Origin of the sequence: Photorhabdus africana (assembly GCF_035181445.1) — a bacterium.
In the GTDB taxonomy this organism is placed as follows: Bacteria; Pseudomonadota; Gammaproteobacteria; order Enterobacterales; family Enterobacteriaceae; genus Photorhabdus; species Photorhabdus laumondii.
This window is the reverse complement of sequence record NZ_JAXBVE010000019.1, coordinates 1-15,351: the sequence shown is the minus strand read 5'-3', so window position 1 is coordinate 15,351 and position 15,351 is coordinate 1. Positions and strand designations below refer to the sequence as shown.

Sequence of the window (15,351 nt, the reverse complement as noted above, 5' to 3'; positions counted from 1 at the left end):
CTCCGTGATTACTGTGTATTTTTGGCTTTGGAACGAGAGATCCGCGCTTCGCCAATCAGGTAGTCAAATAAGAAAATAATGGCTAGCATCACCACAATCAGGATCGAGCCATAAGCGATAGCCACTCCGTATTCACCATCTTCCACTCGATTCAGAATATAAGAGGTTGCTACGCGGGTGTCGGGTGTGACCAGGAAGACAATCGCGCTGACGGTGGTAATCGCACGCACGAAGCTGTAGATCAGGGCAGATAAAATCGCCGGGCGCAGTAAGGGTAACAGAACATGGAAGATGGTTTTCATCGATCCGGCGCGCAGGCTGAGTGAAGCTTCATCTAGTGATTTATCAATTTGTCCAAGACCGGCAATCCCTGCCCTGATACCTACCGGCACATTGCGCATGGTCATGGAGATAATGACGATTGCCGCCGTTCCGGTGAGATAAAAAGGTGAATCGTTGAAGGCTAGAATGTAGGAAACCCCAGCGACGGTACCCGGTACGGCAAAGCACAGCATAGTGGTGAATTCGATGGTTTTTTTACCGCGAAATTCCTGGCGTACAACAATGTAAGCAATCAACAGACCGAGGATGGCGGTAATGGGGGCCGCGATACCGGCGTAGAGTAGGGTATCCAGTAATGATGGCCATGCGCCATCGTGTATACCTTGACCGAACAGTTTGATGAAGTTATCTAAGGTCAGGGTGTAATCCACTCCCCAGTTGACGGTGAAACTGCCGTAGAAGATGCTGCCGTATAACAAGATGTTGAACACAACCCAGATAAATAGGATGGCACAGACTCCCCAAACCAGTGACGTTGGCAACGGTTGTACATCACCACGGTAGGATTTGCCGGAAACCGTGACGTAGGAACGTTTACCAATCCACAGATATTGCACGCAGAAGATCAGCAGCGAGAAAACCAGCAGCGAAGCGCCGAGAGTACTGGCGGCTTGATAGTCGAGTTGAGAACCGGTGATATAGAAATAGATCTGGGTCGCCAGTACGTCAAAGCTACCGCCCAGTACCAATGGATTACTGAAATCTGCCAGCGACTGGACAATGACAATCAAGAAAGCGTTCGCCAGTGCCGGTTTCAACAGCGGGATAAAAACATTGAAGAACGTCTGATAGCGATTGGCGCGCAGAGTATAAGCCGCTTCTTCCAATGAAGGATGGATGGTTTTGATAGCGCCATCAAGGATCATAAAGGCCATTGGCGTGAAAGCCAGAACTTGCGCCAGCCAGATGCCGGTAAAGCCATACAGCCAGTGGGTGTTGGTTAGGCCAAACCAGGTTGCCATAAATTCAGTGATATAGCCGGAACGGCCCATCATCAGGGTGACGCCTAAACCGACAACAAACGGTGGTGTGACGATGGGTAAGATGGAGAATACCCGGCCAATCATGGCGGAGCGGCGGGCGATGCGAGCGGTATAAATTGCCAGTACCAGCCCGAAGAAGGTGCAACCTGCGCCAACCGCCAGCGAGAGTAGAACAGAGTTGATGATAACCTGAATAATATGTGCTTGCCCCAGGATCGATATAAAAGCAAATGGGGCAAACTGACCGGTATCATCCGTAAACATCGGAATAAAGATGGCAATACTCGGATAAAGGATAAATAGGCCGATGAGGGCAATAACCGCGACTAATGAACCGATAACAAAACTGTCACCACCTAGCCATTCAAGGCGAGACAGGGCCAGAGTAATCATCGCGCCCAGTGAGATAAACAGGAAAATCGTCGAGTAGCCCAGCCCACGACCGATAATGGTTGCGCTAATAACCACAAAGAGAGCGCATAATAAGGCATAACCAGCGTCAAAATAGTGGCGTCGATGTTGATTGCGGTTTGCTGGTGTGAGTGGGCGTAGTAGCAGTGCTGAGGGTAACAGGAACCACAGTAAGCTGATGTTTAATCCGCTCCAGCCGTAGGCGGCGAGCAGTTCATCTTGAGTAGATTCAAAAAGGCCGTAGTCCAGGCTCCATGATGGCAAAAGCGCGAAGGCCAGCCACATCAGCGCAATCCACCAGAACACGGCATCCTGCTTTTGTCTGAATGCGTGAGACATAATTTCCTTCCATTTTATTATTGTGTGGTAGCAGCAGTAAGCAGCTATCCATTGGTGCGGGAACATAAGGCAGCCTGACGGATAGCTTCTAAGGGCGGAAGTGAGCCGCCTTTGACTGACTTTATTTAGCCATTTTCACTTCTGTCACCCATTTGGTAATTAACGCTTTGCGTACATCACTGGCACCATATTTATCCATGTCGTAATTGATCAGTTTCAGATTGGATAATTTAAGTGCCAAAGGAGAAGCTTTCGCCTTAGTATTGGTCAGGATCTGATAGGCTTTCCCTTTCTTCCAACTCAATTCCTGAGCTTCTTTGGATAACACCCAATCAACAAACAGTTTGGCGTTGTCCATATTGCGGGCATTTTTGATGATACTTACGCCGCCGATTTCGTAACCGGTGCTTTCACATGGTGCGATAAGTTTCAGTGGTGCGCTATGTTCTACTTCCAATGAGTAATCATGCAGGAAACCGATACCAATCGCAGATTCGCCACGGGCGGCATTTCGTGCTGGCGCAATGCCGGATTTGGTGTACTGAGAAATATTGGCGTTTAGTTTTTTCAGATAATCAAATGCCTGATCTTTGCCCCATAACTGAACAAAGGTTGCCAACGCGGTGTAAGCGGTGCCTGAACTTTGAGGATCGGCAATCTGAATTTCGCCTTTATATATCGGTTTGGTGAGATCTTTCCAACAGGTTGGAATCGGCAGATTTTTCTCTTTTAGACGTTCAGTGTTGACGCCATAGCCAAGAATACCGACGTAAACGGCGGAGCTGTAGTTGCCTTTGCGTTTAGCCGGGTCGCGGAACTGCGGCATGATTTGTGTCAGATTAGGGGATTTATAAGGTTCCAGCAGATCCATCTCTCCCGCTTGAGATTGTGGGTCCAGAGTCCCGCCGTACCAGACATCTGCTTGTGGATTGCGTTTTTCGGCTTCAATTTTTGCCAGAGTACTGCCTGAACCATTACGGACAAAAGTGGTTTTTACATTATATTTTTCACCGAATGCTCTGGTTTCAGTTTCACACAAGGCGTTAGTCGCGCTGCAATAAACGATCAAACGTCCGGTGGCCTGAGCACTGTTGGTAAATGCAGCAACGGCCAGACCGGCTGCGATAAGTGTAGAGAGAGGCTTCAGTTTCATTATTTTATCCTTAGTATTCAAAACTGCTTATTATTGGAAAGTCGCGAGGCTACCCATGTTCCCTTTTACCAACGTCTGCCATTAACAGTGGCATCAACAGCAAACCCATCATGGCGGCTGCGGCGGTGAGCAGGGCAAACATCCCAGACCAGCCGTAGTAGGCAACCACCTGACTTAGCGGCCAGCCTGCGATTGCTGCGCCCAAATAGGCGTACAATCCTAGATAACCCGTGACGGTGCCGGCAGCTTGTTTATGGCAATATTCTGTTGCTGCCAGCCCAATCAGCATTTGCGGGCCAAATACAAAAAAACCGATACTGAAAAAACAGACTGCCAACAGCGCGTAATGATGAATGGGAGTGAGCCACAATGCGGTGACAGCCATAAATAGCCCAAGAGCAAACAGGAGAATCATTGGGGCGCGTTGGCCGCGGAACAGTAAATCGGATCCCCAACCGGAAAACAGAGCACCGGTTAAACCACCGAGTTCAAACAGTGAGAGCGTCGCATTGGCACTGAGCAGATTGGCGCCATGTGTTTCTGACAACCACAGGTTTCCCCAATCGTTAATCGCCATTCTGATGAGATAGACCAGAATGTAGGAGAATCCTAGCAACCAGATAGTTTTGTTAGTTAAGATGGTATCCCGCAGTATCTGCATCATCGGCATGGGGTGCGATAGCTGTTCATGTCGAAGCTCCAGTGAATCCTGCCGCCATTGTCCCACACTGGGCAAACCGTGCTGTTGTGGGGTGCCACATAACTGATAGCAGAGCCAGATGCCTAATAAAATCCCGATAATTCCCGGCATCATCAGCGCTGTTTGCCAGCCGTAAGTTGTCGCCAGAAAAGCGGACAATATCGGGACGGTAATACCGACGATATTAATGGAGGTATTCCAGTATCCCCACCAGAAGCCGCGCTCATTGCGGGAGTACCAGTGTGTCAGCAATCTGGCGCAGGGGGGCCATCCCCAGCCCTGAAAGAAGCCGTTCAGTGTCCAGATGATCAGCAGTGCGGAAAATGATGAACAGAAAGCGAAGATAATGTTTAACACACCTGTCATCACTAATCCGGCCCCCATAAACCAGCGATAGCCGGTGCGATCATGAAATACGCCGGAAATAAATTTTGAGCTGCCGTAAGCCAGATAGAACAGAGTGGTTATCCAGCCAATATGCCCTTTATCCAATCCCAGTTCCAATTGCATAACCGGCATGACAAAGTTGAAGCTTTTTCGCGTCAGATAAAATGCGGCATAGCCAATGATCATGGAAATCAGCAAACGATTGCGCCGGCGGCGATAGTGTTGTGAAATTTGTTTCTGGCTGGTGGCTTGCATACCCGGCTCCTCTATGAAAAAGAAATATAAAGAAACGTTGATGAAAATGGATGGGATAAGGTTTTAGGCAACTAGGAATCATTCTTAGTTATGCCTGATTTTCATCAGAATGTGTGGGCAGCTTAACAATTATACGCGTTCCGTTATCATTGCTTAACTGCCAATCTCCACCTAACGCACGGATACGTTCTTCAATACCCTGGAGGCCAAATCCGCCTTTTCTTTTATCTTCTGTCATGCCGATGCCGTTATCACTGATTCTGAGTTCAATCACATCCCGGTGCTGTCGCAGAATGATAGCGATTCGAGTCGCTTTGGCATGTTTGCTGATATTGTTCAGTAACTCCTGAACCAGACGGTAAAGGGTAAAAACCACGGTTTCATTGGTTGGATTTTGAGGAAGCTGGTAATTCAACTGGCAATCAATATCTCGTTCTTTAAATGCCAATTCATGGATCAGATGGTGAAGTGCTTTTTCTAAGGACATCTCTTCCAGAACCGGCGGGCGCAATTGGCGTAATAATTGACGGGTGGATTGATGAATTTGTTGGGCCAGGTTATTGATCTGTTCTGCGATCGTTGCTGTTGCCGGGGTGGTGGCGGTACGTTTTATCAGCGTTGCCTGAATCTGAATGGCAGTAATATTCTGACCAATTTCATCATGTAACTCGCGGGCAATACTTTTACAAACGTCTTCTTCTGTGTGAACCAGTTTCTTCATCAGATTATGGCGGGCAGTTAACTCCTGCTCTAAGAGTTCACGGTAACGTTGTAAATTTTCAGCGAGCTGTTGTTGACGGCTGATGGCTATCCCCAGACCTATGCCTAATAAAGCCTGAATAGTCAGAAACATTTCCAGTTCGCCTAAATCGTTAAAAGCTCCACTGAATTGTCGAGCTGATGTGATCATTAGGCTCCCGAGTAAAGCCGCCAGTACGCCGCCTTGCCAGCCGTAACGGTAGGCCATAAAGACATTAGGGATAAATATGAGAATCACCCAAAGATTCTCAATTTCTGGTGACATAAAGATCTGGGCGCTCAATCCTAGCAAGCAGAATAGACAACACCACATCAACAACGAAGGGCGTAACTGCGGATCAGGGTCACTGGGTTGCAGCATATTTTTTAGATGTTGCTGACGTAGATATTCATAGATCAGATAAACAAAAGGTGACAATAAAACGCCACCGGTTAACGAAGTGAGAAACAGGTGGCTGGCACCGGCAGTCAGCGTAAATCCCAGACAAACAGCCTGCAATACGCTATTGGCGGCGACGCCAGCCAGCAGAATTGAGAGCCGTTGCCAATACAGGGGATAGCGCCACCAGAATTGTTGCACCATAAGTATGGGTATTAGGCTGAGAAAGGGGGATAACAGAATGATATTGTGAGTAATAAGTTGTTCGCTGCCAAGCCATAGCAAAATGATAATCTCAGTGGCTAACAAGGTGGGTAAGTAACGACGCCCCAGTAGGATAAACAGCGCTAGCCGCAACCCTTGTGGCAGAAGTAGTGCAGCTTGTTGCCCATTGTCATTCAGGTAGAAGCTGATGGTCCACAGAGCAAGCCAGCTCAGCGAATAAAAAATCAGCAGAAACAGTGATAACAGGCCAAATCGTGATCCTCTGTTCATGGATTCCCCATTAGAATCTGGTGTTGCAGAGCGTAATGGACCAGATCAATGGTGCTATCACACTGGAGTTTGCTGAGAATATTGGCACGATGCACATGAACCGTTTTATGACTGAGATAGAGTTGTTCTGCAATAGTTTTAACATTGATACCATTGATCAGGAGATCAAATATTTCCCGTTCTCTGGGGGTCAGAACTTGCAGTGCTGTAACTTTCTGTGATGTTTGACGCAGTGCCTTTAATGCATCGGCACACAAATAGCAACCGCCTTGATGTACGGAGCGCACTGCCTGTACTAATTCTTCCGGGCCACATCGTTTGGTGAGATAGCCACAGGCACCGGCATCCAGTGCACTTTGGACAAATGCTGTGGTGTCATAAATGCTGAGAATAATAGTGCGAAAATCAGGCCGCTTTTGCCGTAACCGAGTGAGCAGATGTAAACCACTTTCATCTGGCATAGCGATATCCATCACGGCAACGTCAATCGGGTTTCTGAGTAAACCCGACCAGGCTTCGCTAGCACTGGCGTATTGACCGGCAATTTCAAGATCACTTTCAAGCGTGAGTAATTGGGCAAAACCGGAACGGACGACTACGTGGTCGTCAATAAGTGCAATTCTAATCATAAGTTTTAGTTAATGGGTAATGGTAAATACAATAAGTTGCATGATGTGCAGGAAAAGGCAGGTTGTGCAAATTAATCAACTAAATCTGTAAGAAAGCTAACAAATTTAGGGCGTTGTCGGATGACTAAGTAGATGGAGGGAAAGGATTGTTTGTTAACTATGCGTTTATCTATCAGTGTAGTTTTAAAAGCTGGAAAAGAGGCCAGGCTAACCACGAAAAAACAGGTAAAAACTTTAATCATCAAAAGTAAAAAGAATTGATTAAGGATTTTTAAAAGCGGGTAAAAAGTCCGATGTCATGCTGACATTGGAAGAGAAAACATCAGAAAAAACAGGTTTTAAATTGATTAAATAAGGTGAAAAAAATGACAGTATTAACCGCATTAAACCAACTTGCTTAAATAAAAGATTTTGCCTGACTGCAACAAGTTTACGAAAAATCAGAGACTATAATTGTAGAAAACCGAGAAGCATCCCCGAAAAAGCAAGAGTATTTAACAGCATTAAAAATGATTAAAGAAATGAGCATTAACTTTAATACCGTTAACTCTCTGCTATCCTCATTAGTTTTAAACCTAAAAAATCAGATATAGAAAAAGGAGAAACGAGAAACGAGAAAACCTAAATATCAGTTTAATGAAAACAAGGAGGTTAAATACGATTCAGAAAATATAAAAACCATTAAACCTACCACAATTAATCAATAAAAATCACTTATTAAGCAGATTTACAATTAAAAAAACAGCCTGTAAGAATGAAAACCACAGCTCAAGTTTTCACATTTTTAATATTATTTTTTTACTTACATTTCCCTTTTACCGGTGATTAATCAATTAAGGATTAAAAAATAGGTAGTACACTGATGCCAACTTTTTAAAAGGCATATACCCATCATCTTTCAAGTTGCCTCTTTGTTGGCTGCACTCGTTCACCCCGGTCACATAGTTATCTATGCTCCCGGGGATTCTCTCCCTTGCCGTCGCGATGCATCTTGAAATCCATAGGGTATAGAGTGACTAAAAACAACCTATTCTCCGCTATGTTTAATCCATTTATCGGTAAATCGGTAATACTATCCTCCACTTATTTTACATTTACCTAACCAGCCATGACTATTTAAAAAGACAAACAGGGAGAGATTAAATATTTCACTCAACAGACTGATTTAACACAACGAATCAAAATTTTCAGTAGTGTGATTAATGACATTTAGTCGAAATTCACTAACCATTAACCGAGGGTTGAAAAGCAATAATCACGTAAAATAACATTAATAAAATAAACTGACATTCAAATATTTTCTCACTATCATTTTACGAAGCAATCAATAAAAATGCGATTAAAGAAGAGATAAAACGATTAATTTAGCTGGATTTAAACGCTAAAAAGGCGTTATCCTAAAAAACATTAATGGTATCTCTATACTAGAAAACTATTTATTAGTGATTTAATAAAGAAAAAACAAAGGGTGATGTTCTATAAAAACCCACAGAATTGTCAGTAAAACAATGTTGGTAAAAAAATGTCGGTAAAACAGTGTCAGTAAAAATAAATCGGATATGATTAATGTTCGTTTAAACGTAAAACCACGATATACCCGTCATCTTTCAAGTTGCCTCTTTGTTGGCTGCACTCGTTCACCCCGGTCACATAGTTATCTATGCTCCCGGGGACTCTCTCCCTTGCCGTCGCGATGCATCTTGAAATCCATAGGGTATATATCATAATTTTTAAATTTAACAAAAAGCATATATCCAAAAGATAAAAAACAGTTAAAACCAGATACCGATTAAAATCATAGGTTAAAAAAATAACTTTTAATCACAGTTTAAAACCTGCTCCGGTTTTATGGGTATTTCAATTAAAGGCTTTAGCATTTGATAGTTATGACCGTACCTTTAATCGACAAGCGCCAGTCGGGCAACCACAATTAACAAGATGCCCCTCCAGCGCGACAGGTATTCCTTGTATATTGAACAAGTTAGAACCTTCCGCAATCGCGCCGGTTTGTTTACAGGCGGGACAAAATACCGAGTCACCTTTACAGGCAACCGATAGGTGTTGGTTTACCAAATCGGAACCCTTTAAAACCTCGCCTCCGGTTGTTGTGGTATCACCTTTAAGGATAATTTTTTTACTTTCCACTACACTGCGCATTATTTACTCCGCTATATTTTCCGTTTCTCGTATTAAATGCCAGAGGGTTGTGCCCGGTTCTGCACCTTCAACATCAAAAGCCATTGTCCCCTGAGCAAAGAAGTACTGTTTGTCAGGCAGGCTGTCGGTTTGCCAGATCCCGCTGACCAGTGCCGGATGGTCACCTCTCAAAGGAGTCACTTGCAGCGGACCTCGGTCATAACGGGCATACCAAGCCAGTGTGGAAATATCATCAAAATGACCTTCACCATAAAAGTGCAGGGAATGGCCTTCACGGGGAATGACTCGTATTGGGCGTATCAGTTGGTTAATAGCAAAATAACTCTCCGGGACACTGCCCGGCAGTGGCGTTAAGTCCGGGTATTGACCGGCCCGGATCATCAGACCATTGGAATAAGAACTAATCACCACATCCGGGTAGCGGCGCAGCACATGACGTATCCAGTATTCCCCACCCAGTCGGTTTACAAAACGTTTGGACAGCAGGGTGATCCAGTTAATGCCCCGGATGGAGTGTTCATACTGTAATTTAGCTGTATGAACCGCGGAGTTCACTTGCAAGGAAGGGTAACGTTGTGCCAGTTGGTACTCTAAAGGAAAGTAGTCATAGAAGTCGTTGGGTAAGGCCAAGCAGTAACCACAGTCTCCACTGTCGGGTTCGAGTTGGTCACACAGAAAGTCCAGCCAGGCCATAAAACGAGCCATGCCGTCTTGTTCTTTCAAATAATCCCAGGGCAGCACCAGACTCAGGTAGGAGCTATCATCGTCACCATTAGCTTCCCGAGAATCCAGGTAACGCATCAGATAACGAGGCGCGTCATCTTCATTTTTAGCATCACTGACGACCCAACCAGAAAACTGGTTTTTTTTCTGGCTAAGAATGCCTTCTTCCACTTTGGCAATATTTTCTGGGGAATATTTTTTTAACCCTTTAAATTCATGACGGTGAAAACGCAGGTAAGTACCAAACTCCTCCCGAAAACGCTGGTAGCAGGCCAGAATGCGCTGTTTTTTCTCCTGAGTGTAGCCTTGTTTAAAAAACAGGGTGATAGAAATCCCCAGACGGGAAACGGTCAGCCCATCGCCATTTAGGAAAGTAAACGCGGCCAGTTGTGATCTCAACTGGGCAAAGTTATCTACAGTTTCCATCATTTTCTCCATGAACTATGAGGCAGTGGATAATCTGTTATTCCCACATACTTGCCGCTTCCCGTACCAGATGCCAGAGGGTTGTGCCCGGTTCTGCACCTTCAACATCAAAAGACATCGCACCCTGAGCAAAGAAATACTGCCTGCCCGGCAGGCTGTCGGTTTGCCAGATCCCGCTGACCAGTGCCGGATGATCACCTCTCAAAGGGGTCACTTGCAGCGGTCCCCGGTCATAACGGGCATACCAGGCCAGGGTAGAAGTTGAATTAAAATGACCTTCACCATAGAAGTGTAATGAATGGCCTTCACGGGGTATCACCCGTATTGGGCGTATCAGTTGGTTAATGGCAAAATAACTCTCCGGGACACTGCCCGGTAGTGGCGTTAAATCCGGGTATTGACCGGCCCGGATAATCAGGCCATTGGAATAAGAACTAATCACCACATCCCGGTAGGGGCGCAGCACCTGACGTATCCAGAATTCTCCACCCAGTCGGTTTACAAATCGTTTGGACAGCAGGGTGATCCAGTTAATGCCCCGGATGGAATGTCCATACTGTAATTTAGCTGTGAACACTGCGGAGTTAACTTGCAAGGAAGGGTAACGTTGCGCCAGTTGATACTCTAAAGGAAAGTAGTCATAGAAGTCATTGGGTAAGACCAGACAGTAGCCACAGTCACCACTGTCCGGTTCGAGTTGTTCACACAGAAACTCCAGCCAGGCCATAAAACGAGCCATGCCCTCTTGTTCTTTCAGATAATTCCAAGGAAGTGTCAGGCTTAGGTAAGAACTGCCGTTATCACCGCTTATTTCCCGGGAATCCAGATAACGCATCAGATAATTAGGTGCCTCATCTTCATTTTTGGCATCACTGACCACCCAACCACAAGGCTGGTTTTTTTTCTGGCTAAGAATGCCTTCTTCCACTTTGGCAATATTTTCTGGGGAATATTTTTTTAACCCTTTAAATTCATGACGGTGAAAACGCAGGTGAGTACCGAACTCCTCCCGAAAGCGCCGGTAACAGGCCAGAATGCGCTGTTTTTTCTCCTGAGTGTAACCTTGTTTAAAAAACAGGGTAATCGAGAGACCCAGACGAGAAACAGTCAGCCCATCGCCATTGAGGAAAGTAAACGCGGTCAGTTGTGATTTCAACTGGGCAAAGTAATCTACAGTTTCCATATTTTCTCTCCGTTAATTATGAAGCGGTGGCGAATGTCACACTCGCCAATATTGCCAGAACGGCAGCCAACGCAGCGGCGCTTACCGCAGCAGCAGCGGCTAAAATTTCCACCAGTGCAATCAGCGCAGCAGCGACGGCAAGGGTGACCAGGATAACAACGGCAACACCGGCAATAATCACCACCATTTCCAACATGCCTTCACCCACCTCTTTCAATATCTGCATCCAGCTAATGTTTTTAAGCTCTTCCAGGGTGATGTCTGAACCCTGTTGCACAGTCTGCCATCGGGCTTTTATCTCACTCTCCGTCCAGGTCACGATTTTTCCCGTTTGTTCACTGACCCAGGAAAAAGCGTAGCTGACTTGATGAGTGACCGGATCAATAATCTCTTCACACACCCACTTCCCAGCTTGATTTAACCAGGTACCAAACTGGGCAAGGAGCTCCCGGGTACTGTCGCGGACATAATTCAGCCCATTTTCAGCCAGACCCGCCACCTCCTGCCCGAGGACAACCCAGTCTTCATAGCTGGGTAAGAAAGACCAACGGGAAGTGCTGAGAAGCGGTGGATTTTTTGTCAGGGGTTGCGGAATGGTCCCCGGCACACCCTCTGCGGGAGGAGCGGGTAAAACTTCATCATCAGGAGGCGAGCCGGGCGGCAGCGGGGCCAGTGGAATGGGATTTTTATAGTGCTGGGAACCGGGTTGATAATGTTTTCGCCACGCCTCATCGTACTGCTTTTGCTCCTCAGTGCGATTATCCGTGACACGCATCACACCAAAGCGATCTTCTGTCGCAATCTGGATGTAATCAGCTTGTTGTGCCTGAGTTAGGTCATCGCCCGGAAATTTCACCTCAATCAACATTTTTAGATTATCAGTGTGCACAGAACCATCGAAGTAGGTGGCACTTCTGCCCGGCCAACGGATAGCTTCATCTTTAACCAGAATAATATCGGGCCGACGGATACCAACAATTCCAAATTTCTCCATGTCTTCGGCAGAAGGCCGGGCAAACGGATTACTGGATTGCGGTAAATTATCACCATAACGTTGTTTAGAGATTTGACTAGTGGCTAGCATGGGTAAGGGCGCAGCCTCTTCTCTGATAGCAAACACCACTTCTGCTTTATAGGGCCACAGGAAGTCATGCTTAAGCTCCTCAACCTTAATCAACCCACTCATAATGACTTGATTAAGAAAGCGAATAGCGCCCAGTTTGGTCATAATCATTGCCGGCAGACGCAGAGCGTATTCGGCTTTTCTCGCCAGATAACAGGGATCTTCATCGGCGGGAAAGACCCCTATTTCCATCGTACAGGTGATTGATGTGACAGCCGGGCACATCTTGCCGTTGTTGGATATTGCCATACTTATTTCTCCGTAAATTCCATAACATGCTCTACCGGTGTGTTATCACTGGCCTGATATAAGGTTTGCTTCGGTTTAGGTGGGTTTTCTGGTGAACGCAGTTGCAGATTTTCTTCTGCCGCACTCTGCACCATCACCGTTCTGCCCAGCGCGTCAGTTTTACCCGGGATAATCTGACCCTCGCCAGTGGTGATGGTGTAGGGGACATTCACCAGCGGCTTATCGCTGTGCTCACTGAGCAGGGTATAGCGGGCGGAGTAGTCAAACAGCGCACCGGCGGATTTCTTGCCGGTGATATGGTCGGTCATGGTGATGCTGACCCCTTCGATACGGATATTGCCCATCGGGTCAATAACTATCTGTCCGCCTGCGTTCCCAATGGTGATTTGCCCGCTTTCAGAGTGCACCGTGATATGTTTACCCACGGTAATTTGCTGGTTATCGGCGATGTTTAATTGATGGCTTTTACCAATGGAAAGGGCTTGCTGACCTTTAATGGTCACCGTTTGATTTTGACCGACTTCAAGCGTCTGGCCGCCCTGCACGGCTTCATCATCATCGTTTTTAATTATCGCCGTGCGGTTATGCGCTACTTCTGTTTGCTGGTCATGGCCTATCTGCGTGGTTTTATCCCGGAGAATCTGCGTTTTCATATCCCGCTGAGCATGAATAAACACTTCCTCGCTTCCTTTATTATCCTCAAAGCGCAGTTCATTAAATCCCTCTCCTCCGTGAGTCCGGGTTTTAAAGGTGGTACGGGTTTTCTCCGCCGGTAAATCAAGAGGCGGACGGTTGAGGCCGTTATAGGTACACCCCGTCACAATCGGGCGGTCGATATCGCCGTTGAGATAGCTGACGATCACCTCCTGCCCGACGCGCGGTATCGCCATAAAACCGAAACCGTTGCCGTTCCAGCCTTGTGCCACCCGGACCCAACAAGACGCGTTGTCGTCCGCTTTATCGTAGCGGTTCCAGTGGAAATGGATCCGTATCGCGCCGTGTTCGTTAACATAAATCTCTTCGCTTCCCACCCCGACCACCGTGGCGACTTCATCACCGTCCGCCAGCGGTTTGTAGCGGTAAGGCGGCCGCCAGTCCTGGTTTCCGGGAATAAAGGCGACCTCGTTGGTCAATGTGGTCCCTTCACCCCCGTCGTCTGATGCGACAGGTTGCCACCCATGATGCGTGACAGAGATTAACTGCCAGCGGGCGTTCATGGCTTCTATGGGATGGGATTGCAGGGTAAAAATCTTGCCCGGCCGAAGCCGGATACAGTTGGTTTTGGCGGTACCGACTTTACTGTAGTTTCGTAACTGTTCCAGCCGCAATTGGGTAAAAGGTTTTCCTTCCTCGTCCCACTGGAAACGCCCGTAACTTTCAAACACCGAATGGTGCCCGCTATCGTCGGATTGCTTCTGATGCTCAAGCGAATATTTGGGGTTAAGAAAGTTATGATCTTTCTGGACCGTGCCATTCGAGCACAGGTATTCGCCATAACTCCACTGGTACGCCGTGGTATCGGTCTCGTCCGTTTCAGGATGCGTATTGTAAGTCAGAGCGATATCCGCCTGCATGCCCAGATGGCAATCACAGAACAACGTCTGTTCTTCCTCAAACCAGAAGATAATGCCCTCTTCCGCCGCCAGCCGGCACCAGAAATCATAGGCGGATTCGCGTTTTTGCGTGGTGTATTCCCGTTCGGCATGGCGTTTATAGAGCGTATCGCGGGCAAAGAAAATATAATGCTCTTTAAGCAAGATCGTTAAGATTTCCGGTACAGACTTCCGATGGAAAATACGGCTATCCTGATTGAGCGTCATCAGCCACATTTTGGGGCGGACAGTGAAAATATAAAAAGTGCGACGGCCATCGGTATTACCCTGTTCAGCGCCGGTTATCATGCCATTAATGGTCCGTTCGGTGACGCCATTACGGGTAATAACCAATGATGCACTGTCACCCAGTTGTTCATTCAGGGGAATGTCATCACGTGAACTGACCACCTTTAACGTCAGGCGATAAAGCTGTGACAGCTCTTCCTGTAAAGTAAATTGCGCTACCTGAAAGGTGGTTTGGGGCAGTGCGCCAATTCGGCAGGTGAAAACTAATCCATCCATATTTGAAACCCTACATAATTGAACCATTATCCTGAAACGGGGATAACGCAAGAGGCTATTAAACGAGCCATGACATGCAGCTCTTTTAAATAGCGCCGGTCTGTTCCGCGGTAAAAAAATGACAGCGTAAAATAGCCATCATTTAATACGTGGCGTTAGAGAGAACAATAGACCGCGTCCAGCTGAGTAGGATGGAGTGGAGACAAATAACAGAGAATTTCGCTCTCTAAATATTATGACCACAAGATCACGATATTTATCATATGGACATAAAAAAATGTGATAAATATCACATAAAATGGCTCATTAATCGCTATCAATATATACCCATCATCTTTCAAGTTGCCTCTTTGTTGGCTGCATTCACTCACCCCGGTCACATAGTTTGCTATGCTCCCGGGGATTCGCTCCCTTGCCGTCGCGATGCAACTTGAAATCCATAGGGTATATCTCTGTTTTCACATAAAATTTAGCGCCCTGAAATTCCGTTTTCTGGGCGAGTGGTTTTATTCGTTCAGCATTTTTACATTAATAATCCTTT

At 46.4% G+C, this 15,351-nt stretch carries 10 protein-coding genes; all 10 read right to left on the bottom strand.

Features of this window, described 5'->3' with window-relative positions; translation table 11 throughout:
- Positions 1-8: 8 nt before the first annotated feature.
- The 10 genes from SLS51_RS12440 to SLS51_RS12395 all read right to left on the bottom strand — a co-directional run bounded on the left by SLS51_RS12440 (position 9) and on the right by SLS51_RS12395 (position 14,837).
- Positions 9-2,075: an ABC transporter permease gene (locus tag SLS51_RS12440; protein ID WP_323838858.1), complete on the bottom strand. Its 2,067-nt coding sequence runs from the start codon at positions 2,073-2,075 to the stop codon at positions 9-11.
- Positions 2,076-2,196: 121 nt separating this feature from the next.
- Positions 2,197-3,228 (bottom strand): ABC transporter substrate-binding protein, encoded by a 1,032-nt coding sequence (locus SLS51_RS12435; protein WP_323838856.1) that lies wholly within the window; start codon positions 3,226-3,228, stop codon positions 2,197-2,199.
- A 49-nt stretch (positions 3,229-3,277) separates the two neighbouring features.
- Positions 3,278-4,570 (bottom strand): MFS transporter family glucose-6-phosphate receptor UhpC, encoded by a 1,293-nt coding sequence (gene uhpC / locus SLS51_RS12430; RefSeq protein WP_323838854.1) that lies wholly within the window; start codon positions 4,568-4,570, stop codon positions 3,278-3,280.
- A gap of 88 nt (positions 4,571-4,658) precedes the next feature.
- The gene (locus tag SLS51_RS12425; RefSeq protein ID WP_323838852.1) at positions 4,659-6,203 is read right to left on the bottom strand and encodes an MASE1 domain-containing sensor histidine kinase; all 1,545 of its coding nucleotides are present in this window, start codon (positions 6,201-6,203) and stop codon (positions 4,659-4,661) included.
- Positions 6,200-6,832: a response regulator gene (locus SLS51_RS12420; RefSeq protein ID WP_323838849.1), complete on the bottom strand. Its 633-nt coding sequence runs from the start codon at positions 6,830-6,832 to the stop codon at positions 6,200-6,202. Before SLS51_RS12420 ends, SLS51_RS12425 begins: the two co-directional genes overlap by 4 nt.
- A 1,884-nt stretch (positions 6,833-8,716) precedes the next feature.
- Entirely contained in the window at positions 8,717-8,989 is a 273-nt protein-coding gene (locus SLS51_RS12415; RefSeq protein ID WP_323838847.1) for a PAAR domain-containing protein, read from the bottom strand.
- Between the two features lie 3 nt (positions 8,990-8,992).
- Positions 8,993-10,138, bottom strand: a complete 1,146-nt coding sequence (locus SLS51_RS12410) for a DUF3396 domain-containing protein (RefSeq protein ID WP_323838985.1) — start codon at positions 10,136-10,138, stop codon at positions 8,993-8,995.
- Between the two features lie 37 nt (positions 10,139-10,175).
- A complete protein-coding gene (locus SLS51_RS12405) occupies positions 10,176-11,321 on the bottom strand; it encodes a DUF3396 domain-containing protein (protein ID WP_323838845.1) in 1,146 nt (381 codons plus the stop codon).
- 16 nt (positions 11,322-11,337) lie between these two features.
- Positions 11,338-12,693 carry a VRR-NUC domain-containing protein gene (locus SLS51_RS12400; RefSeq protein WP_323838843.1) on the bottom strand — a complete coding sequence of 452 codons (1,356 nt, stop codon included), beginning with the start codon at positions 12,691-12,693 and terminating at the stop codon, positions 11,338-11,340.
- Between the two features lie 2 nt (positions 12,694-12,695).
- A complete protein-coding gene (locus SLS51_RS12395) occupies positions 12,696-14,837 on the bottom strand; it encodes a type VI secretion system Vgr family protein (protein ID WP_323838841.1) in 2,142 nt (713 codons plus the stop codon).
- Between the last annotated feature and the right edge of the window lie 514 nt (positions 14,838-15,351).